This window comes from Kitasatospora sp. NPDC050543 (assembly GCF_044457565.1).
Taxonomy (GTDB): Bacteria; Actinomycetota; Actinomycetes; order Streptomycetales; family Streptomycetaceae; genus Kitasatospora.
The window spans coordinates 108,623-129,253 of record NZ_JBITGZ010000011.1 but is presented as its reverse complement, the minus strand read 5'-3'; the positions used below and the strand labels follow the sequence as shown (position 1 = coordinate 129,253).

The window sequence follows — 20,631 nt, the reverse complement described above, 5'->3', positions numbered from 1 at the left end:
ACCGTACCGCCGCCGATCACGGCACGCAGCTGTATTTGCCGCGCTCGCCGTGCAGCAAAAACACCTGATTCAGTGTCAAATCACCCATAATCACCCCATGAGTCAGGAGCCACCCGACCAGCCCGCCAGACCAGCGCCACCCACTCGGACGACGTCCCCCGGCCGGACCGCGCCCGCCACCCCGGCCATGCCCGGCGCCCGGACGTCGCCCCGTGGCCGAGCAGCCTCCCGCGCGCGCACCGCACCCAACGCCCGAAGCGCCCCGACACCCCCGGGTACCGCAGGTGCCACAGGTGCCACAGGCGCGCCGAGCACGACAGGTGCCACGGACGCCCGCCACACCCGCGGCGACCACCGTCGCACCGCCCGTACCGAACGCGCCGCCCGCCGCCATGCCCGGCCGCCCCGGCGCCGCGCCCTCCCCACCAGGCGGGTCACCCTCGGCGCCCTGGCCGGCCTGCTCCTGCTCGGCGTGGCCGCCTTCGCCACGCTCTACCTGATCGTCCCGGTGCCCGACCCCAATGCCCACGCCGTCGCCCAGAACAACATCTACTACTACGCCGACGGCACCACCGAGATCGCCCGCACCGGCGCCGTCAACCGCAGCGACGTCCCGATCGAGCAGATCCCCCTGGACACCCGGCACGCCACCGTCTCGGCCGAGGACCGCTCCTTCTACCAGAACACCGGCGTCGACCTCACCGGCATGGCCCGGGCCGGCTGGAACACCCTCACCGGCAAGGGCACCCAGGGCGGCTCCACCATCACCCAGCAGTACGTGAAGAACTACTACCTGACCCAGGACCAGACCGTCTCCCGCAAGGTCAAGGAACTCTTCATCGCCCTCAAGGTCGACCAGCGGCGCAGCAAGGACGAGATCCTCGCCGGCTACCTCAACACCAGCTACTTCGGCCGCAACGCCTACGGCATCCAGAGCGCCGCCCACGCCTACTTCAACATCGACGTCTCCCAGCTCGACACCGCCCAGAGCGCCTACCTGGCCGCCCTGCTCCAGGCCCCCAGCGCCTACGACGTCAAGAACACCACCCCCGCCAACCGCGCCAAGGCCCTCGCCCGCTGGAACTACGTCCTCGACGGCATGGTCACCCTCGGCTTCCTCGACCCCGCCACCCGCGCCGGCACCACCTTCCCCGAACCCGTCGACCCGAAGCCCGTCACCGGCCTGAGCGGCCAGGCCGGCTACCTCGTCGACATCGCCGACCGCTACCTCGCCAACACCGGCGCCATCGACGCCACCGCCCTGCGAGCAGGCGGCTGGCGGATCACCACCACCTTCGAGAAGGACCGCCAGGACGCCTTCGCCGCCGCCGTCCAACAGGAGCTGACCGCCGAACTCGACCCCAAGGCCCGCCCCGCCACCGACACCGACGTCCGCGTCGCCGGCGCCTCCGTCGAACCCGCCACCGGCCGCATCGTCGCCGCGTACGGCGGCCCCGACTACGCCCGGCAGCCCTACAACGACGCCCTGCGCCAGGACAACCAGATCGGCTCCACCTTCAAACCCTTCGACCTCGCAGCTGCCCTCACCGACGGCCACACCACCGAGGACGACCTCCCGATCACCACCGAGACCGTCTACGACGGCACCAGCGAACGACCCGTCGTCGGCGGCCCCACCCCCTACGCACCACCCAACGAGGACGACGACGACTTCGGGCCGATCACCCTGCGCGAGGCGATGGTCAAGTCCGTCAACTCCGTGTACGCGCAACTGGGCGTCGACGCCGGACTCGACGACGTCCGGCAGACCGCCCTCCGCCTCGGCCTCCCCGACAACACCCCGGGCATGGACCCCGCCAACACCTCCATGGCACTCGGCACCGCCACCCCCAGCGCCCTCGACCTCGCCGCCGCCTACGCCGCCCTCGCCGCTCACGGCCAGGCCCGCACCCCCTGGGCCGTCCTCAAACTGGAACGCCCCGGCCACGCCGACCCCCCCGAACTGCCCGACCACCCCGCCAGAACCGCCCTCGACCGGGGCACCGCCGACGCCGTCACCGACGTCCTTCGGCAGGTCGTCAGCCCCGCCGGCACCGGCGCCGCCGCCCTCGAACTCGGCCGCCCCGCCGCCGGCAAGACCGGCACCACCGACTCCGACCTCGCCGCCTGGTTCGCCGGCTACACCCCCGAACTCGCCACCACCGTAGGCCTGTTCCGCGAGAACCCGAAGACCCACGCCAAGGAACCGCTGAACGGCACCGCCGGCCTCACCCGCGTCAACGGCGGCACCTTCCCCACCGAGATCTGGACCGCCTACATGCGGGACGCCCTGGACGGCACCCCCGTCCGGCGCTTCGACCTCCAACCCAGCCGGGGCAACACCGTCAGGCAGCGCCCCACCGCCAGACCCACCCGCACCCGCCCCGGCTCCCCCACCCGGCCCGGCCAGCCCACACCCGTCCGCCCCACCGCCACCACCGCCGACCCGACCCCCACCCCGCCGGCCGCCCCCGCACCACAACCCTCCGCACCACCCAGCTCACCGCCCCCACCCGCCCCGGCGCGGCCCACCCAGCCCACACCCGCACCCGAAACCACCCGGGCACCCGCCCCCACACCCGCAGCCACCTCCCCGCCCAGGCCCGCCCCCGACAGCCACCGACCGACCCCCCACCGCCGCCAGCGCACCACCCGGCTGACCGGACCCACCGGGCACAGGACGGCCACCCACCCGGCGCCCTAGGCCGTCAACTCCCGCTCCAACGGCGTACGGAACCGCGGCGTCACCCGCACCGCCCCCAGCCACCCCGCCAACCGCGCAGCCTCCGCCTCCACCGCGGCCACCGCCTGCGCCCCCACATCCACGAACAGCCGCCACACCACCTCACCGTCCGCCCGCTGCGCCCAACCACCCACCACCCGGCCGTTCCACCACACCGTCGGCCCGGCATTGCCCGCCCGGTCGAAGAGCAGCGGCACATCCTCCGGACGCAGGTACCAGTCCCGCCCCCGCCAACCCATCACCGTCGGGTCCAGCGCCGGCAGCAACGCCGCCCACGGCTCACCGGCCCCCGGCGCGCCCCCGTCCAGATCCTCGTCACCGTCAGCATCACCGCCCACGGGCAACGCCACCCCCGGACCGGCCTCCAGCTCCACCTCACGCACACCGACATCGGCCAGCGCCTTACGCGTGTCGCCCAGCGTCCAGCCCGTCCACCACTTCAGGTCCTCCACCGTGGCCGGCCCGTACCCGGCCAACCACCGCCGCGCCACCTCCGCCTTCGCCTCCCGCACCGGCAGGTCCGGCCACTGCGGCACCAACGCCCACGGATAGCTCGTACTCAGCCACGACCCCCGCGGCCGGCACCGCCGCACATGCCCGTCCGAAGCCAGCAGCCGCAGCAACCGGCTCCCCACGCTCTGCTTCGCCTCGTACGGCTTGCCCTGCGCCATCAGCATCGTCTCGCGCAACGCCGGCACCGCCTCGGCGAGCTCACCCGTCGTCGCCTCACCCCGCTCCCCCAGCGCCGCCAGCACCTCCCGCTCGGTCCGCGCCAACCGAGCCTCGTCCCAGCCCTGCGCGAACTGCCCCAGGTGCTTGACCAGCGTCGCCCGCTCCTTGGCCGCGATGGCCCTGGCCGTGGAGGAACTCACGAACGGCGCGAAGCCCTCGGTCACCGCGAAGATCGTCCGCCGCATCGAGAGCAGCTTCACCAGCGTCACGTCCTCGTACAACGCCCGCTCCACCTCCGCCGCCGAAGGCTCCGCCAGCCGCGCGCACGCCGACAGGTACACCGTCGCGGCATCCGTCGCATGCAGCCCGACCACCGCGTCCGCCACCTCCTCCACCGTCGCGGCACGGCACGCGGGCACCAGCAGGTGGCGCCGCCCCACCAGGGCACGGCGCTGCTCGTCACTGATCCGGGGAAGGCGGCTGCTCATACCGGCGACCCTATGCCGCAGCCCCCCGCCCGGACCTCCGAACGCGCGAACAGCGCAGAACGGCGGCGGTGCCGCCCCCGGACCGCGCACGGCCAGGGGCGGCACCGAACCCGGCGAGCAGAACTCACCGGGAAAGACACACACCGGGAAGGACTCACAGGTACAGGCCGGTCGAACCCTCCGCATCACCGAAGCGCATCGCCGCCACCGCGTGCAGATCACGCTCGCGCAGCAGCACGTACGTCGCGCCGCGCACCTCGACCTCCAGCTTGTCCTCCGGGTCGTACAGCACCCGGTCACCGGGCTCCACCGAGCGCACGCTCTGGCCCACGGCCACCGCCTCCGCCCACGTACAGCGCTTCGAAAGCTCCGCCGTGGCCGGGATGAGAATTCCGCCGGTCGAGCGCCGCTCGCCCTCGCTGCCCTCGGTCTTCACCAGGACCCGGTCATGCAGCATCTTGATCGGCAGCTTCTCGCCCAGCCGGTCGTGCCGGGGGTGGTCGTGCTGATCGTGCTGCGGGGTCCGCTCCTCGTTGGTACTCACGCCCCGACCGTACCCGCCCCGGCACCGCGACGTGACCCTGGCCCGGCACGACGTGCCGCTGAACCGGGAGACGGAAAGGGCCGGGCGCGTCCGTCCGACGCACCCGGCCCGGCCCCCGCGGGAGGCAGGTCAGCCCTGCTCAGCCCTTCCGACGCCGACGCGCCGAAGCCACCAGCAGCACCACACCGGCACCCACCAACGCCACCGGGACGATCCGCTCCTTACGCGGCCGGCCCTTCTCGTCCACGAACTGCGCCTTCGCCCGCTCGACGGCCCCGCTCGCCGCCACGTACGCCCGGCCGGCCTTCTGCTCGACCGAGGCCAGCGCCTTCGCCTTCACCTGGGCAGCGATCGTCGTCGGATGGACACGCACCGCCAGCTCGTCCAGGGTGGACGCCAGCTGGGTGCGGGTCCGGGCGATGTCCGCCTCGATCTGGGCGGTCGTCCGCGCCTTGTCCTTCGTACTCGCCTCGCCCACTAGGGCCACCCCATTCACGATGTTGTCCTGTGCGACTGACCCAGTTTGTCAGCTGGCTGGCACGCACGCGCGGCCCCACCCACCAACAGGGGTAAGTTTGCCGTGGCACGACCACCCGTCCAGCACGAGGAGAGATCCACCGTGAGCGAGCGCCTCCAGGCCGGAGACACCGCGCCTGCCTTCACCCTGCCCGACGCCGACGGCAAGCAGGTGTCCCTTGCCGAGCACCTCGGCCGCAAGGTGATCGTGTACTTCTACCCCGCCGCCCTCACCCCCGGCTGCACCACCCAGGCCTGCGACTTCACCGACAACCTGGAGGTCTTCTCCGGTGCCGGCTACGACGTGATCGGCATCTCCCCGGACAAGTCCGAGAAGCTCGGCAAGTTCCGCGAGACCGAGGACCTGAAGGTCACCCTGCTCTCCGACGAGGAGAAGTCCGTCCTGAAGGCCTACGGCGCCTACGGCGAGAAGAGCCTCTACGGCAAGACCGTGGTCGGCGTGATCCGATCCACCGTGATCGTCGACGAGCAGGGCAAGGTCGAACACGCCCTCTACAACGTCAAGGCCACCGGCCATGTCGCCAAGCTGCTGCGCGACCTGAAGATCGCTGCGGCCTGAGGCCTCGCCGGCCCCGGCCCGGACGGCACCGCAGCGGTGGGGGGGGGCCCCCCCCCCCCCGGGGGCCCCCCCCCCCCCCCCCCCCCCCACCCCCCCCCCCCCCCCCCCGGGGGTCGCCCGCCGGCGGGGCGCGGCCGGGCGCCCCCGCGCGGGGGGGGGGGCCCGCGGCCCGGCCCCCCCCCCCCCCCGGGGGGGGGCGGCCCCCCCCCCCCCGGGGGGCCCCCCCCACCGCCGTCCCTCACCTCGATGCGCCTCCCCGTCGATCGGGTCAGCAGGCTCCGAGGTCGCTCCAGACGCCCCACTGGCCGGTGGTGCCGGGGTCCTCGCCCTTGGTCCACCACTTGTTGCTGTAGGTGTGGCCCTTCCAGGACACCTTGGTGCCGGTGGTGGCGTACGTGGCGGCCGCGTCCCAGCTCGGCGCGGTGCAGCTGCCGCCGGTCGGGGTGGCCGTGGCGGTCGGGCTCGCCGTGGCGGTCGGGGTGACCGTCGCGGTCGCGGTCGCGGTCGCGGTCGCGGTGGGGCTCGGCGTGGCCGTCGGGGACGCCGTACCGCCACCGCTCGTGCCACGGGCCAGGTCACCCGCCAGGCCGTACAGCGTCCCGCCGACGTTGACCGTCCAGTTCGCCGGGGTCGAGACCGGCAGGTAGTAGACGAAGTCCAGGTCGACCGACGCGCCCGGCGCCAGCGACTGCCAGCCCGGCAGCTTCACCGAGACCCGGTTGTAGGTGCCCTTGAGACCGCCCACGTTGCCCGGCCCCGGGTTGTCCTGCCTGATGACGGTCAGGCCGAAGCCCGACTGGTCCTTGGCGTTGCCCGGCGCGGAATTGCCGTAGTCGAACTGAAACTCCGTACCGCCCGGCAGCGTCAGCGTGGAGCTGTTGACGATGTGGATCTTCGGGTTGATCGGGTAGTTGGAGTCGCCCAGCGCGAAGTTGGTGAAGGACACCTCCACCGGCAGCGTCCGCTGCGGCAGCGCCGTGGTCGAGCGCACCGCGCCGTACGGCGAGGCCGCCTTGAACTTGTCGTACATCAGCGAGGTCAGCGTCGAGCCCTGAACGTACTCGCCCTTGCCGCCGTTCGCCGCCGCGTCCCAGCGGTAGTCGCCCGCGAGCTCCCAGATCATCGTGCCGCCGGCCCCCTGGCCGACGATGTAGTCCGCCTTCGCCGCGACCGACTGCTCGTCCTCGGTCGACAGGAACACCTTCTTGTCGTCGTTCCACAGCCACGGCGCCACCAGCGTGGAGCTGTAGTTGCGGGCGTAGCTGCCCTGCAGCGCGGTGTCGCTCAGCCCGTACTTCGCCAGGTAGTCCGGGACGACGCCCTTCTCCAGGTTCTTGGCGTGCCACATCGGGTTGGAGCCCGCTGGGGCCTCCTTGCCCGCGTCGTCCAGGTCGTGCCAGAGGTTGTCGATGCCGACCGCGCCGTCCCCACACGTGGTCAGACCCGCCCCGGCCGGGCAGGTACTGGTGACGGAGGTGCCCCAGAGGCCGTTGGTGCCACCGGTGACGTTCCTGAACCCCCGGGTGTAGTACGGCAGGCCCATGTTGATCCGCCCGGCCGGCATCGCACCGCGGAAGTAGTGGTACGCCCAGTCCGCGTTGAGATAGCCGATGCCGCCGTACTGCGAGGTCCCGTACACGTTGGCGGCCGCCAGCTCGGCGTCCTTGCCGTCGTCGAACAGCGAGGCGTTCGGACCCACGTACTTGTTCCACGCGCCGTGCAGGTCGTACGACATGACGTTGACGTAGTCCAGGTACTGCGTGACCGGGAAGGTCTCCATCCCGCGCAGCAGATAGCCGGAGGACGGCGAGGCGATCGACAGCAGGTAGTGCTTGCCGTCCGCCGCCCCCGCCCGGTCCAGCTTCTCGCGCAGCGTCTTCAGCAGCGCCGCGTAGCCCTTGACCAGCGAGCCGCGCTTGGCGTTGGCCGTCGGCCAGTCCAGCGGGTTGCCCGCGTCCTTCATCGAGGTCGGGTACTCGTAGTCGATGTCGACGCCGTTGAACCCGTACTTCTCGATGAAGTCGACCGAGGAGTCCGCGAAGGTGTTGATACCAGCCTGGTTGACGCTGCCGTCCGCGTTGACCGTCGTCGAGTAGAAGCCACCCGAGTCGACGCGCTTGCCGTCGTCCCCGAAGTAGCCGCCGGTCTCGGCCCAACCACCCACCGAGATCAGGGTCTTGACGTTCGGATGCTGCTTCTTGTACTTCGTCAGCAGATTGAAGTGCCCCTGGTACGGCAGCGAGGGGTCCATCTCGGCGCCCGGCACCCCGGGGAAGGTCATCCCGGTCGCGGCGTTCGTGGCGCCGTCGGCGCCGACCGAGAGCCGGTTGCCGCTGTCGACGTGCCCGAAGGCGTAGTTGAGGTGGGTCACCTTGTCCCAGGGGACATCGTTCACCAGGTACGCCGGCGTGCCGTCCTTGCCGGTGCGCCAGCCCGTGAAGTAGCCGATGATGCGGCGCTGGTGGTCCGGCCCCATCTTCTCCCGGCCGGCCTCGTCGTAGACGCTGCAGTACGGCACGTCGACACCGGGCGTGGCATACATGCCGTCCGGCCGACAGGACGCGTTGTCCACGGCCGCCGACGCCTGCGAGGGAGCCGCACCGAGCGTCGCGACCAGCAGACCGGCCAGCCCCGCCACCGCCAGCGAGGCGACACCGGCCCGGCCCCAGGGACGTTTGCGGCCGCGAGCAGCGGTGGGGCGCCGCTCAGCGGTGGTTCGGATCAACACTCGGTCCTCCAGGAGAGAGTGTCGGCACACGCCTGTGGGGAGCGCGCACGTGGGGATACAAGATTGCCGCCGAAGCTATGTGGTCTGAACCATGCAGGTCAATAGGTCTGTACCAATTGGCAAAGATTCCCCCTCACTCCCCCGTCACCCCGTGACCTCCACCCCCTCCCCCTCGTTCAACGAACGGGGGACGGGCGCACGACCACGGCCCGGAGGAACACCTTGCAGCTCAACTACACCCATGACGCACTGAAGAAGGCTGCAGCAGCGGCCACAACGCTTGATGAGGCTCTGGTCTCGCTCGGCCGCGAGCCTGACCGCTACAACCGCCGGTACCTTCGCCGCAAGCTCACCGCCTGCGCGATCGACAACTCGCACTTCCGGCAGGCCGGCACGGTCTACACGAAGGAGTTGCCGCAGGAGGCCGTCGCAGCCTCGCAGAGCGTGGCGGGCGTCGTCCGCCACCTCCAGCAACGTCAGGCCGGTGGCACCCAGGCCCATACCGGGCGACGCATCAAGGCGTTCGGGATCGATACTTCACACTTCACCGGCCAGGCGCACAACCGGGGAAAGAAGTTCCCCACCAAACTCCGACCCGAAGAACTGCTGGTGCAACGCCCAAGGGAGGCCAAACGAATCCCTGGCAGCAGGATCCGGCGTGCCCTGGCCGAACTCGGTCGACCGGACATCTGCGAGGGCTGTGACATCGGGCCCGAGTGGCGCGGTCGTCCGCTCACCCTCGAGGTGGACCACATCAACGGGGACTGGTCGGACAACCGCCCCGGCAACCTCCGACTGCTCTGCCCGAACTGCCACGCCATCACCGACACCTACTGTGGAAGGAACAAGAACAAGCGCTCCGCCCTCGCAGCCGCACCCACCGTGCCGCCACAGAGGCAAATGACGGTGTCCCTGGAGCAGCAGAAGCCTTAGACTGGCGACATGCGGCCGTGGCGTAATTGGCAGCCGCCCTGGCTTTAGGTGCCAGTGGGTCTTGCACCCGTGAGGGTTCGAATCCCTTCGGCCGCACTTGCCTAAGAAATGAAGGGCCCGTCCCCGGAGATCTTCTCCGGGGCGGGCCCTTCATTGCGCCCGGACGACCCGTCAGGCGAGGAGGTCGCGGACGAGGGGCGCGAGGGCGCGGAAGGCCTGGCCGCGGTGGCTGATGGCGTTCTTCTCGTCGGCGGTGAGTTCGGCGCAGGTCCGGGTCTCGCCGAGGGGCTGGAGGATCGGGTCGTAGCCGAAGCCGCCGTCGCCGGAGGGGGCGGTGCGCAGTTCGCCCGGCAGGCGGCCCTCGACGACGCGTTCGGTGCCGTCGGGGAGGGCGACGGCGGCGGCGCAGCGGAAGTGGGCGCCGCGGTGTTCGGGGGCGATGTCGGAGAGCTGGGCGAGCAGCAGGTCGAGGTTGGCGCGGTCGTCGCCGTGCTTGCCGGCCCAGCGGGCGGAGAAGATGCCGGGGGCGCCGTTGAGGACGTCCACGCAGAGGCCGGAGTCGTCGGCGACGGCGGGCAGGCCGGTGGCCTTGGCGAGGGCGTGGGCCTTGAGGAGGGCGTTCTCGGCGAAGGTGACGCCGGTCTCGGGGACGTCGGGGATCTCGGGGTAGGCGTCGGCGCCGACCAGTTCGACGTCCAGCCCTGCGTCGCCGAGGATGGCGCGCAGTTCGGCGACCTTGTGCTGGTTTCGGGTGGCGAGGACGAGTCGTCGGGTGCTCATGGGGCCAACCCTAGCCAAGGGGGCCGTGGCCGAGGGGCCGTGGCCGAGGGGCCGTGGCCGAGGCGGTCAGCCGGTGCAGACCTTGGTGAGGTTGCCGGCGGCGTCGCCGAGGGGCTTGAGGTCGGGGACCTGCTTGGCGTCGACGGCCTGCTGGATCTTGTTGACCTGGGTGTTGAGGTCGGTGATGGCCTGGGCGACGTCGGTGTTCTTGGAGTTCTTGCCGAGCTGGTCGAGGTCGTTCTTGAGGTTCTGCAGGGACTGCCCGGCGGCTGCGGCGTCGTTGCTCGCGTTGTTGAAGGCGTTGGTGACGTCGCTGATGTCGCTGGTGATCTTGATGGCGGTGTTGCCGCAGTCCAGTGCCTTCTGGGCGGCGGAGCAGCTGACCACGCTGAGCGGGAGGACGGCGATGAGCGCTGCCACGGCGAGGGTGGCGGGGCGGGCGATGCTGTGGGGCATCCGGTCCTCCTGGGTGAGCGGGTTCCGGTGGAGGGAACGTCCGGTGATGGGCCGATGGTTCCCTCCGCGGTGTTGGTGCGGGGAACGGTACGGGCTCCGGGCCCGGCCTGTACAGCAGCCGTGGTCCGGAGCCCGGTACCGGGTTCGCCGGTGAGCGGTCGGTCCGGCGGTCCGTCTGACCTCGGGCCGGGCCGGCGCGATCGGGGGTGTCAGCCTTCGAGGGCCTTGCGCTGGATCTCGTCGAGTTCGGCGCAGCCGAGGGTGCCGAGGTCGAGGAGCTGGTCGAGCAGGGCGCGGTCGAAGGGGGCGCCTTCGGCGGTGCCCTGGACCTCGACGAAGCGGCCGTCGGAGGTGCAGACGATGTTCATGTCGGTCTCGGCGCGGACGTCCTCCTCGTACTGGAGGTCGAGCATGGGGATGCCGTCGATGATGCCGACGCTGACGGCGCTGACGCCGCCGGTGATGGGCTGGCCCTTGGCGCGGAGGATCTTCTTGTCGCGGGCCCAGGAGACGGCGTCGACGAGGGCGACGTAGGCGCCGGTGATGGCGGCGGTGCGGGTGCCGCCGTCGGCCTGGAGGACGTCGCAGTCGAGGACGATGGTGTTCTCGGCGAGGGCGCGGTGGTCGATGACGGCGCGCAGGGAGCGGCCGATGAGGCGGCTGATCTCGTGGGTGCGGCCGCCGATCTTGCCGCGTACGGACTCGCGGTCGCCCCGGGTGTTGGTGGCGCGGGGGAGCATGGAGTACTCGGCGGTGACCCAGCCTTCGCCGCTGCCCTTGCGCCAGCGGGGGACTCCTTCGGTGACGCTGGCGGTGCAGAGCACCTTGGTGTCGCCGTAGGAGACGAGGACGGAGCCTTCGGCGTGCTTGCTCCAGCCTCGTTCGATGGTGATGGGGCGGAGCTGGTCGGGGGTGCGGCCGTCGATGCGTGACATAGGGTCCGAGCGTAGTCGGTCCTGGTCACGTGGTGGGCGTGCCGGTGTTGCGGGCGGGCGCGGCCCGTGCGGCGGTGGGGGCGGGTGAGGCCCGCGTGGCGGGGGTGCCGCCGCGCGGGCCGTGGGGCGACCGGGGGTTCAGGTCACATCATGTCTTCGATGTCGGCGGCGATGGGGTCGGCGTCGGTGCCGATGACGACCTGGATGGCGGTGCCCATCTTGACGACGCCGTGGGCGCCGGCGGCCTTGAGGGCGGCTTCGTCGACGAGGGAGGCGTCCTTGACCTCGGTGCGCAGGCGGGTGATGCAGCCCTCGACCTCTTCGATGTTCTCGATACCGCCGAGACCGGCGACGATCTTCTCAGCCTTGCTGGCCATGTGTCTTTCTCCCTCTGTCTCGGCGCGTCCGGCTGTTGTGCCGGGTGCCGTCCTGCCCTGTTGCCGTGGGTTGCTTCCGGTGCTGACCCGGGTTCAGCGGTGGTGGCGTGGTGCCGTGCTGCGGCGTGGTGCGGTGCGGTGGCGTCGTGCCGCGCCTTGCCGTGGTGCCGTGCGGTGGCGGTTGCGCGACCAGCTTCACCCGAGAGCAACCGGTATGCCACGTTAGTCCACGTTTGGCCCATTTCCGCGCGCACGCTCTGGATCTCCACCCGAGGATGACGATCAGCGGGGACTTCGGCCCCGGTCGCGCGCAGCCCTGCACCAATAGAGTGGTCTAAACCAATATATGTGCACTCCGGTGAACGCGGGAAGTGCCCCGACCGTTCCGGATTCCCGCCGCGACCGGTCCGCCGGTCGACGGGCACTGCTCTCGGAGGGCGATGATGAGTTCGGCGGGCGCCACGGCACCACGGACCGTATGGTGGCACTCCTTCTACGGCGGCCTCCAGAAGATGGGCCGCAGCCTCCAGCTGCCGGTGGCGGTACTGCCGGCGGCGGGCATCCTGAACCGGCTCGGCCAGCCGGATGTGTTCGGTGCGGACGGTCTGGGGTGGGACAGGGTCGCGAAGGTGTTCGCGGCGGCGGGTGGGGCGCTGCTGGACTCGGCGCTGGGTCTGCCGCTGCTGTTCTGCATCGGCGTCGCGATCGGCATGGCGAAGAAGTCGGACGGATCGACGGCGCTCGCGGCGGTGGTGGGCTTCCTCGTCTACTTCGCGGTGCTCCGGGCCTTCCCGGAGAAGTGCGAGCTGCCGACGGTGCTGGTCGGTGACCAGTGCGTGGATCTCAGTTCGGCGAAGGGTTCGCTCGCGGTGTACCAGAACCCGGGCGTGCTGGGCGGGATTCTGATCGGGTTGATGTCGGCCTGGCTGTGGGTGCGCTTCCACCGGACGAGGCTGGTCGACTGGCTCGGCTTCTTCAACGGGCGCCGCCTGGTGCCGATGATCACCGCACTGGTGGGGATGCTGTTCGCCTGTCTCTGCGTGTGGGTGTGGCCGCCGATCGGGCGGGCCATGACGGACTTCAGTCAGTGGCTGGTGGATCTGGGGTCGGGTGGGGCGGGGGTCTTCGGCGTGGCGAACCGGGTGCTGCTGCTGATCGGCATGCACCAGCTGCTGAACACATTCGTCTGGTTCCAGTTCGGCAGCTTCACCAAGCCGGACGGCATGCTGGTGCACGGTGACATCCCGCGCTTCCTGGCAGGTGATCCGACGGCGGGGCAGTTCCAGTCGGGCTTCTTCCCGATCATGATGTTCGCGCTGCCGGCGGCGGCGATGGCGATCGCGCACTCGGCGAAGCCGCACCGCCGCAAGGAGATCTACGGCCTGATGCTGTCGGTGGGTCTGACGTCGTTCGTGACGGGTGTGACGGAGCCGGTCGAGTACTCCTTCGCCTACATCGCGCCGGCGCTGTACGCGGTGCACGCGCTGCTGACGGGTGCGTCGATGGCGGTGACCTGGGGGCTGGGGGTGCATGACGGCTTCAGCTTCTCGGCCGGCCTGATCGACTACGTGATCAACTGGGGGCTGGCCACCAAGCCCTGGCTGATCCTGCCGATCGGGGCCTGCTTCGCCCTCGTCTACTACGCGCTGTTCCGGTTCATCATCGTCAAATTCAATCTGAAGACGCCCGGCCGGGAGGACGACGACCAGGTCGAGGATGTGACCAAGGCTTAGACCGACCGGCAAATGGTGGGTGGGGCAGCCCAGGCGGGCCCGAACGCAAGGCAGGCACGAGCCTGAGTGATCATGGAGTTCTTGACGCTCAGTGATCAGCCGGAGGGCTCGTGCCTGCGGTCCCATCATGCCTTTTGGAACCCCTGTGGGACCAATTCGCCGCTCTGCTGCCCGTGCGGAACGGATATGCCGAGAGCCATCCGCTGGGTTGTCACCGGCGACGCGTTCCAGACCGGACCGTCTTCGAGTACATCGTGCTCGCGCTGGTCCACGGCTCCGGCTACGAACGGATCGCTGGCGCCGGATGCTCCGACCGGACCATCCGGCGCCGCGTCAAGCAGTGGACTGAACTGGGGATATCCGAGAAGGTCCATGCCCTCGCACTCGAGGCCTACGACCGCATGATCGGCCTCGGGCTGAGCGAGATCTCGGTGGACGGCTGCATCACCAAGGCCCCGTCCGGTGGGGACAAGGCCGGGCGCTCCCCGGTGGACCGGGGCAAGCAGGGGCTGAAACGCTCCGTCGCGTCCGATGCCTGTGGTGTCCCGCTCGGGATCGTCTCCGACGGGGCCGACCGGCACGATTCACCCCTGCTCGGCCCCACCCTGGCAGCGGCCAAGGAACAGGCCGGCGCGATGCCGGAGACCGTCAACGTCAACCTCGACCGCGGCTACGACAGCGCCAAGTCCCGTCTGCTGATGGCCGGGTTGGGCTTCACTGCCGAGATCGCACGCAAGGGCGTGCCCGCCCCGATCCAAGCCGGAAAACGCTGGGTGGTAGAACGCACCCACTCGTGGATGAACGGCTACGGAAAGCTCCGTCGCTGTACCGAGAGGGGCGGCGAGGTCGTGGACTTCTACCTCTACCTCGCCGCCACTCTCGTCACGCTCCGCATGCTCATCCGACGCTCGACGAGCCGCTACCGCTGGGACGGCCGCCCCACCACCCGACGCCTCAAGTGATCCATTTGCCGGTCGGTCTTAATCCCAGTCCTGCAGCTGCTGGAGCAGGTCGGCGTCGCCCTCCATCCGCAGCGAGCCGGCCGGGATGCGCATGTACATGAGCAGGGCCATCTCGCTCGCCGTGCCGTAGATGGCGGCGGTGGGCTTGCTCTCGGCGGCCTCCGCCGCGGTGAGGCGGGTGAAGCGGGAACCGGCGGCGTCCACCGTCTGGCGCCAGGAGCCAGCCTCGGCTGCGTGGTAGTCCATGGTGGCGGGCTCGCCCCGCCACGGGACCGTGCCGGTGCAGACGGTGGCGAGGAACTCCTCGATGGCGTCGACCGCCTCGGTCGTCGGCAGCTCCTGCGGGGTACCAGAGGCCAGCTGGGCGTCGTAGGTGTGGATCAGCGACTCCGGGACGCGGCGGCGGGCCACGGCGGCCACCGTGTGCGGCGAGGCCAGCGGCTCCCACCAGGCCCAGCAGCCCCGGTCCGGGCCGGCCTCGCGCAGAGCAGTAAGCAGCTGCTCCGTCGAGTCGGCCAGCCAGGTTATGAGGGCCTCGCGCTCCCTGGGCGCCGCCAGCCCGTCCTTGCTCGGCCGCTCGTCGCCCGGCGCGGTGTTCAGCACGATGTAGGCCCAGAAGCGGTCCCCCTCACTGAGGTGGTTCGCCAGGTCGTACAGCGTCCAGCCCGGGCAGGACGGGACGTCGGCGTCGAGGCTGGGGGCCGCGGCGACGGCGGCGCGGAACGCGGCGGACCGCTCGTCAATCATCCGCAGCAGGGTGGGGAAGTAGAGATGCTCAGTCACGCAGACCTTGTATCACCCGGACCGGGACTCTCGCACTCGATTTTAGCGCCGATTCTCCCGCCGAAGGCCCCCGGACCCTGTTGTCCGGGGGCCTTCGGCTTGTCCGGAATGGGGCTGAGGGCTCTGGACGAACAGTCGTTTCGCATTCCCGCCGAGCGTCGGGGCGGGGCGGGCCCGGCGCCGCGGACTGCGGCGCCGGTGGCAGGGGCCGTCGGGGCCCGCTGGTGGGGTGCAGCGGAGCCCGGGGCCGCATTTTGTTGCGCAAATCGCCAAAAGCACAATCGCCCGCACTATTCATGATCGCCGTTCCGCAACAAGGTTTCGATTTCATAGCACTTGCCGCTGGCCCGGCTTTCAGGGCTTCCCCCCCTTCTCCACCCGTGCTACAAAACTGGTCTACACCACATGTGGTGTAGACCAGTCCGCGCGGTCCGGCCCCCTGTGCACCCCCGACCGACCGCCCTGCCGTAAGGAACCTCCCCCATGAGTACGTCTGCGCAGGCACCGGCGCCCGCCGCGGCTCCGTCCCCTACGAAGAAGTTCGGATCCGGAATCCTCCCCGGCCTCCAGAAGGTCGGCCGCAGCCTCCAGCTGCCGATCGCCGTGCTGCCCGCAGCCGGCCTGCTGGCCCGCCTCGGCCAGCCCGACGTCCAGAAGGACTGGCACTTCCCGGCGAAGCTCGTCGAGGTCTTCGGCACCGCGGGCGGGGCGATCCTGAGCAACCTGCCGCTGCTCTTCTGCGTGGGCATCGCGATCGGCTTCGCCAAGAAGGCCGACGGCTCGACCGCGCTCGCCGCGCTGGTCGGCTACCTGGTCTTCAAGAACGTCCTGACCGCCTTCCCGGCGGACGGTACCGTGACCGCGGCCCTGCCGGCCGGCAAGCCGCAGAACCCCGGCGTACTCGGCGGCGTGGTCGTCGGCCTGCTCTCCGCCGTGCTGTGGCAGAAGTACCACCGCACCAAGCTGGTCGACTGGCTGGGCTTCTTCAACGGCCGCCGGCTGGTCCCGATCATCATGGCGTTCGTCGGCACCGGCCTGGGCATCCTGTTCGGCCTCTGCTGGCAGCCGATCGGTGACGCGATCTCCAGCGTCAACGACAGCCTGGTCGGCGCGGGTGCGGCCGGCGCGGGCCTGTTCGGCCTGATCAACCGTGCGCTGATCCCGATCGGCATGCACCAGTTCGTCAACACCTACGCCTGGTTCCAGACCGGCAGCTTCACCGACGCGACCGGCACCGTGGTCAACGGCGACATCAACCGCTTCCTCGCCGGTGACCCGACGGCCGGCCAGTTCCAGTCCGGCTTCTTCCCGATCATGATGTTCGCGCTGCCCGCCGCCGCGCTGGCCATCGCGCACGCCGCCCGCCCCGAGCGCCGCAAGGTCGTCCTGGGCATGATGACCTCGCTCGCGCTGACCAGCATCGTCACCGGTGTCACCGAGCCGATCGAGTTCACCTTCCTGTTCATCGCCCCGGTGCTGTACGCGATCCACGCGGTGCTGACCGCCCTGTCGATGGCGGTGACCTGGGCCCTCGGCGTCCACGACGGCTTCAGCTTCTCGGCCGGCCTGATCGACTACGTGATCAACTGGCACCTGGCAACCAAGCCACTGCTGATCATCCCGATCGGCCTGGCCTTCGCCGCGATCTACTACTTCGTCTTCCGCTTCGCGATCGTCAAGTTCAACCTGATGACCCCCGGCCGCGAGAGCGACGAGGAGATCGAGGACGTCACCAAGGCCTGACGCCCGACCCCGCCCCGGCCCCGTCCTGCCGCCACTGCCCCGAGCGGCCGGGCGGGGCCGTCGCATGCCGGTAACTACCGCACCCGCAAGGGGATCTGACGGTGGGCCGGTCAGATCTCGTAGACGGCGCCGGGTCTCGCGACCTCGACCGGGCCGGTGTACACCGCGGCCGCGTCGCGGCGGTTGCGCTCGGCGTCCGTCCACGGCGGGATGTGGGTGAGCACCAGCCGGGCGGCACCGGCCGCGGCGGCGTGCTCGCCGGCCTCGCGGCCGTTGAGGTGGACGGCCCGGTAGGTGTCACGGCCGTCGGTGTAGGCGGCTTCGCAGAGGAACAGGTCGGTGCCCCTGGCCAGCTCCACCAGCTCGGCGCACTCGCCGGTGTCGCCGGAGTAGACGAGCGAGCGGCCCCCGTGCTCGATCCGGAAGGCGTAGGCGTCGACGGGGTGGTTGACCTGGGCGACGGTGATCCGCAGCGGGCCCAGCTCGAAGCTGCCCGGGTGCAGGGTGCGGAAGTCGAAGACCTCCTTCATCCCCGGGTCCTCCGGCATGTCGTACGCGCGGGCCAGGCGCTCGGCGGAGCCCGGCGGACCGTACACGGGTAGCAGCTCGGGGCAGCCGTCGGCGCGGTAGTTGCGGGCGACCCAGTACGCGCAGAGGTCGATGCAGTGGTCGGCGTGCAGGTGGCTCAGCAGGACGGCGTCGACCTCGTAGAGGCCGCAGTACTTCTGCAGCGCGCCGAGCGCGCCGTTGCCGAGGTCGAGCACCGCTCGGTAGCCGTCCGCCTCCACCAGGTAGCTGGAGCACGGTGATTCGGCGGATGGGAAGCTCCCCGAGCACCCGACCACGGTCAGTTTCATTCCGAGCCCCTCCGCCCCGACACGTCTTGGCTGGTGTTGGTCAAAAGTCCGGTTGCTACCGGTCGGTACACCGGTCGGTAGCGCTGCGTTCGCGTGTCGAGAGTAAGGGCGGAGAGGCACTTTGCCCCCGTCTCCGTGCCGCGCTGTGGCTGGAATCACCAGAACGCTCCGGCCGGCGGGGGCGCCGCGGCGGCCGTCAGCGGTGGCCGGGGCGGTTGCGTGCCCAGGCCCGGATGGTGTCCGGGTACCAGCGTGGATGGCCGTTGGCGTCGTGCGTGTCGGGGTCGGGCAGCAGGCCGTGCCGGCGGTAGTTGCGGACCGTCTCCGACTGGACCTTGATGTGGCGGGCGATCTCGGCATACGACCACAGGTCGGTGCTGCGCGGGCTCATGGGGCCACCTCCGGGCGGGGGTCCGGGGCTTGACCCGGACGGGGAAGGCGCGCGGGGGACGGGGCCGGGGCGTCCGGCCTCCCGACCGGTCGGTCCCGGCGCGGGACCAGCCTTCCGGGCCGGACGGGCGGGCCGGGCGCACGACGGGCTCCGTGGTTGTTTCGTGACGAATCAGGAGCAACGAACGGATAAATACTCAACTGTCACAGCGGTCGTACTGGTGGGCGCATTTGGCTGCCGGTACGGTCTGGCGAATGAACGCTTACTGGGTGATCGCGGCGGTGGTGGCGGGCGGCGGGGTGCTGACCGCGGTGGCGGTGGCGCTGGTACGCCGGGCGCGCCTGGCCCGCCGCGCGCCGGCGCCGGCTCCGGCTCCGGCCCGGCGGCCGGGCACCCACCCGGGCCCGGGGCAGCGCGGCGTCCGGCCGGCGCCGCAGGAGATCTGGTGGGCCGAGGTCCCGTTCGAGGACGGCCCGGGTGCCAAGGACCGGCCGTGCCTGGTGCTGCGGGTGGACGGCCGGACGACGACCGTCGCCAAGATCACCAGCAAGCACCACGCGGAGCGTCCCGGGGTGCTGCCGCTGCCGCCCGGCTCGGTCGGGGACCGGCAGGGCCGTACCAGCTGGCTGGAGACGGACGAGCTGCGCGAGGTGCCGCTGGGCGCGTTCCGCCGCCGGGCGGGTGTGGTCGACCGGAAGATCTGGGCGCGCGTCGCCGCGCACGCGCGGGTGTAGCGCCTGCTCGGCCCCACCACCCGGTGGGGCCGGGGGGCCGTCAGGCCCAGAGCTGGCCCTGGAGCGCCTCGACGGCTTCCTCGGTGGATTCGGCCGTGTAGATGCCGGTGGAGAGGTACTTCCAGCCGCCGTCCGCGACCACGAAGACCACGTCGGCGCGCTCGCCCGCCAGGGCGGCCTTGCGGCCGACGCCGATGGCCGCGTGCAGGATGGCGCCGGTGGAGACGCCCGCGAAGATGCCCTCCTGCTGGAGGAGTTCACGGGTGCGGCGCACGGCGTCGGCCGAGCCGACGCTGAAGCGGGTGGTGAGCACCTCGGCGTCGTACAGTTCGGGGACGAAGCCCTCGTCGAGGTTGCGCAGCCCGTAGACCAGGTCGTCGTAGCGCGGTTCGGCGGCGACGATCCGCACGCCGGGGACCTTCTCGCGCAGGTAGCGGCCGACGCCCATCAGGGTGCCGGTGGTGCCGAGGCCGGCGACGAAGTGGGTGATGCCGGGGAGGTCGGCGAGGATCTCGGGCCCGGTGGTGGCGTAGTGCGCGCCGGCGTTGTCGGGGTTGCCGTACTGGTAGAGCATCACCCAGTCGGGGTGCTCGGCGGCGATCTCCTTCGCCATCCGGACGGCGGTGTTGGAGCCGCCGGCGGCGGGCGAGGGGATGATCTCGGCGCCCCACATGCGCAGCAGTTCGCGGCGTTCCTCGCTGGTGTTCTCCGGCATGACGCAGACCATCCGGTAGCCCTTGAGCTTGGCCGCCATCGCGAGGGAGATGCCGGTGTTGCCGCTGGTGGGTTCGAGGATGGTGCAGCCGGGGGTGAGCCGGCCGTCGGCCTCGGCGCGCTCGATCATGTGCAGCGCGGGGCGGTCCTTGATGGAGCCGGTGGGGTTGCGGTCCTCCAGCTTGGCCCAGAGCGTGACCAGCCCCTGGTCGTTGCCCGGGACGCCCGCGGAGAGGCGGGGCAGGCGGACCAGCGGGGTGTTGCCGACGGCTTCGAGCGGGCTGTCGTAACGCAAGGGGAGCCTCCGGCAACGGGGATGGGGCGGAGCGAGGTGCCTCCCGCCCGGGCGGGTCCGGGCGGGAGGGCGGGCCTTGGGCCGGCCGGGCGTTCGTCCGGCGGATGTTCGTCCGGCGGGCGTTCGGACCGGCGGGCCTTAGTACGCGCCGCCGGCCACGGCGGGCAGGATGGTGACGCTGTCACCGTCGGTGACGGCGGTGGAGATGCCCTCCAGGAACCGGACGTCCTCGTCGTTCAGGTAGACGTTGACGAAGCGGCGCAGCTCGCCGTTCTCCAGCAGCCGGGCGGCGATGCCGGGGTGCCGGGAGTCGAGGTCGGTGAAGAGTTCCCCCAGATTGGCTCCGGTGCCGTCAACGGCCTTGGCGCCGTCGGTGTAGGTGCGGAGGATGGTCGGGATGCGGACCTCGATGGCCATGGGTGTGCGCTCCTGTGCGGGTGAGGTGGGTGGGCCGCGAGGGGCGCGGCAGGGGCGGACGGCCCGGGGCGTGGTGCCTGGCGGCGGGCCTGGGTGGGCGGCTCAGCGCGAGCCGGCGGGCGTGCCGGGACAGATCGCGCTGGCGAGCCGGCACAGGTCGACGTGCAGGCGCGCCACGAGGCGGATGCCCGGTGCCTGGTTGCTCACATCGACGGAACGCATGGGCTCATCGTATAGATTCCCGGCCCCG

20 protein-coding genes, 1 tRNA gene and 1 pseudogene are annotated in these 20,631 nt (G+C 71.0%); 8 read left to right on the top strand and 14 right to left on the bottom strand.

Annotated features, from left to right (window positions below):
- Nucleotides 1–97: 97 nt before the first annotated feature.
- Nucleotides 98–2,704, top strand: coding sequence for a transglycosylase domain-containing protein (locus ACIBH3_RS16385; RefSeq protein ID WP_396312636.1), 2,607 nt, complete (start codon nucleotides 98–100; stop codon nucleotides 2,702–2,704).
- Here the strand turns inward: ACIBH3_RS16385 and ACIBH3_RS16380 are convergent.
- The 3 genes from ACIBH3_RS16380 to ACIBH3_RS16370 all read right to left on the bottom strand — a co-directional run bounded on the left by ACIBH3_RS16380 (nucleotide 2,701) and on the right by ACIBH3_RS16370 (nucleotide 4,934).
- Complete coding sequence (locus ACIBH3_RS16380) at nucleotides 2,701–3,903, bottom strand: winged helix DNA-binding domain-containing protein (RefSeq protein WP_396312635.1); 1,203 nt, start codon at nucleotides 3,901–3,903, stop codon at nucleotides 2,701–2,703. The two genes, ACIBH3_RS16385 and ACIBH3_RS16380, sit on opposite strands and share 4 nt — an antisense overlap.
- Before the next feature lie 154 nt (nucleotides 3,904–4,057).
- Nucleotides 4,058–4,360: a co-chaperone GroES gene (locus tag ACIBH3_RS16375; RefSeq protein ID WP_057237824.1), complete on the bottom strand. Its 303-nt coding sequence runs from the start codon at nucleotides 4,358–4,360 to the stop codon at nucleotides 4,058–4,060.
- Between the two features lie 226 nt (nucleotides 4,361–4,586).
- Nucleotides 4,587–4,934 (bottom strand): DUF3618 domain-containing protein, encoded by a 348-nt coding sequence (locus ACIBH3_RS16370; RefSeq protein WP_396312634.1) that lies wholly within the window; start codon nucleotides 4,932–4,934, stop codon nucleotides 4,587–4,589.
- Between the two features lie 132 nt (nucleotides 4,935–5,066).
- On the opposite strand from ACIBH3_RS16370, the gene bcp reads away from it, so the two are divergent.
- Nucleotides 5,067–5,543 carry a thioredoxin-dependent thiol peroxidase gene (gene bcp / locus ACIBH3_RS16365; protein ID WP_396312633.1) on the top strand — a complete coding sequence of 159 codons (477 nt, stop codon included), beginning with the start codon at nucleotides 5,067–5,069 and terminating at the stop codon, nucleotides 5,541–5,543.
- Between the two features lie 268 nt (nucleotides 5,544–5,811).
- On the opposite strand, the gene ACIBH3_RS16360 is transcribed toward bcp, so the two are convergent.
- Nucleotides 5,812–8,187: a chitinase C-terminal domain-containing protein gene (locus tag ACIBH3_RS16360; RefSeq protein ID WP_396312722.1), complete on the bottom strand. Its 2,376-nt coding sequence runs from the start codon at nucleotides 8,185–8,187 to the stop codon at nucleotides 5,812–5,814.
- 306 nt (nucleotides 8,188–8,493) lie between these two features.
- On the opposite strand from ACIBH3_RS16360, the gene ACIBH3_RS16355 reads away from it, so the two are divergent.
- On the top strand, nucleotides 8,494–9,204 hold the full coding sequence (locus ACIBH3_RS16355; protein ID WP_396312632.1) for an HNH endonuclease signature motif containing protein: 711 nt from the start codon (nucleotides 8,494–8,496) through the stop codon (nucleotides 9,202–9,204).
- Between the two features lie 11 nt (nucleotides 9,205–9,215).
- A tRNA-Leu gene (locus tag ACIBH3_RS16350) sits at nucleotides 9,216–9,300 on the top strand.
- Nucleotides 9,301–9,375: 75 nt separating this feature from the next.
- On the opposite strand, the gene rdgB is transcribed toward ACIBH3_RS16350, so the two are convergent.
- From rdgB to ACIBH3_RS16330, 4 genes and pseudogenes are all read right to left on the bottom strand, one after another.
- Entirely contained in the window at nucleotides 9,376–9,984 is a 609-nt protein-coding gene (gene rdgB, locus ACIBH3_RS16345) for an RdgB/HAM1 family non-canonical purine NTP pyrophosphatase (RefSeq protein WP_396312631.1), read from the bottom strand.
- A gap of 66 nt (nucleotides 9,985–10,050) precedes the next feature.
- Complete coding sequence (locus tag ACIBH3_RS16340) at nucleotides 10,051–10,440, bottom strand: hypothetical protein (protein WP_396312630.1); 390 nt, start codon at nucleotides 10,438–10,440, stop codon at nucleotides 10,051–10,053.
- Between the two features lie 209 nt (nucleotides 10,441–10,649).
- Nucleotides 10,650–11,375 carry a ribonuclease PH gene (gene rph / locus ACIBH3_RS16335; protein ID WP_396312629.1) on the bottom strand — a complete coding sequence of 242 codons (726 nt, stop codon included), beginning with the start codon at nucleotides 11,373–11,375 and terminating at the stop codon, nucleotides 10,650–10,652.
- 143 nt (nucleotides 11,376–11,518) lie between these two features.
- Nucleotides 11,519–11,761: pseudogene (locus ACIBH3_RS16330) on the bottom strand (glucose PTS transporter subunit EIIB); the annotation flags it as partial.
- Between the two features lie 434 nt (nucleotides 11,762–12,195).
- Here ACIBH3_RS16330 and ACIBH3_RS16325 point away from each other — a divergent pair.
- Nucleotides 12,196–13,485: a PTS transporter subunit EIIC gene (locus tag ACIBH3_RS16325; RefSeq protein WP_396312628.1), complete on the top strand. Its 1,290-nt coding sequence runs from the start codon at nucleotides 12,196–12,198 to the stop codon at nucleotides 13,483–13,485.
- A gap of 110 nt (nucleotides 13,486–13,595) precedes the next feature.
- Nucleotides 13,596–14,447, top strand: coding sequence for an IS5 family transposase (locus ACIBH3_RS16320; protein WP_396312627.1), 852 nt, complete (start codon nucleotides 13,596–13,598; stop codon nucleotides 14,445–14,447).
- Between the two features lie 18 nt (nucleotides 14,448–14,465).
- On the opposite strand, the gene ACIBH3_RS16315 is transcribed toward ACIBH3_RS16320, so the two are convergent.
- On the bottom strand, nucleotides 14,466–15,230 hold the full coding sequence (locus ACIBH3_RS16315; protein ID WP_396312626.1) for a maleylpyruvate isomerase family mycothiol-dependent enzyme: 765 nt from the start codon (nucleotides 15,228–15,230) through the stop codon (nucleotides 14,466–14,468).
- A gap of 483 nt (nucleotides 15,231–15,713) precedes the next feature.
- Here ACIBH3_RS16315 and ACIBH3_RS16310 point away from each other — a divergent pair, with 483 nt between their 5' ends.
- The gene (locus ACIBH3_RS16310) at nucleotides 15,714–16,973 is read left to right on the top strand and encodes a PTS transporter subunit EIIC (RefSeq protein WP_396312625.1); all 1,260 of its coding nucleotides are present in this window, start codon (nucleotides 15,714–15,716) and stop codon (nucleotides 16,971–16,973) included.
- Between the two features lie 110 nt (nucleotides 16,974–17,083).
- Here the strand turns inward: ACIBH3_RS16310 and ACIBH3_RS16305 are convergent, their stop codons facing one another.
- Nucleotides 17,084–17,830 (bottom strand): MBL fold metallo-hydrolase, encoded by a 747-nt coding sequence (locus ACIBH3_RS16305; protein ID WP_396312624.1) that lies wholly within the window; start codon nucleotides 17,828–17,830, stop codon nucleotides 17,084–17,086.
- A gap of 196 nt (nucleotides 17,831–18,026) precedes the next feature.
- Nucleotides 18,027–18,221, bottom strand: coding sequence for a MerR family transcriptional regulator (locus ACIBH3_RS16300; RefSeq protein WP_396312623.1), 195 nt, complete (start codon nucleotides 18,219–18,221; stop codon nucleotides 18,027–18,029).
- Nucleotides 18,222–18,475: 254 nt separating this feature from the next.
- Between ACIBH3_RS16300 and ACIBH3_RS16295 the strand changes: the two genes are divergently transcribed.
- The gene (locus tag ACIBH3_RS16295) at nucleotides 18,476–18,955 is read left to right on the top strand and encodes a type II toxin-antitoxin system PemK/MazF family toxin (RefSeq protein ID WP_396312622.1); all 480 of its coding nucleotides are present in this window, start codon (nucleotides 18,476–18,478) and stop codon (nucleotides 18,953–18,955) included.
- 40 nt (nucleotides 18,956–18,995) lie between these two features.
- On the opposite strand, the gene ACIBH3_RS16290 is transcribed toward ACIBH3_RS16295, so the two are convergent.
- The 3 genes from ACIBH3_RS16290 to ACIBH3_RS16280 form a co-directional block, all read right to left on the bottom strand.
- Nucleotides 18,996–19,964 carry a PLP-dependent cysteine synthase family protein gene (locus tag ACIBH3_RS16290; RefSeq protein WP_396312621.1) on the bottom strand — a complete coding sequence of 323 codons (969 nt, stop codon included), beginning with the start codon at nucleotides 19,962–19,964 and terminating at the stop codon, nucleotides 18,996–18,998.
- 138 nt (nucleotides 19,965–20,102) lie between these two features.
- Entirely contained in the window at nucleotides 20,103–20,381 is a 279-nt protein-coding gene (locus ACIBH3_RS16285; RefSeq protein ID WP_396312620.1) for a MoaD/ThiS family protein, read from the bottom strand.
- Between the two features lie 102 nt (nucleotides 20,382–20,483).
- A complete protein-coding gene (locus ACIBH3_RS16280; protein WP_396312619.1) occupies nucleotides 20,484–20,603 on the bottom strand; it encodes a putative leader peptide in 120 nt (39 codons plus the stop codon).
- Nucleotides 20,604–20,631: the final 28 nt, after the last annotated feature.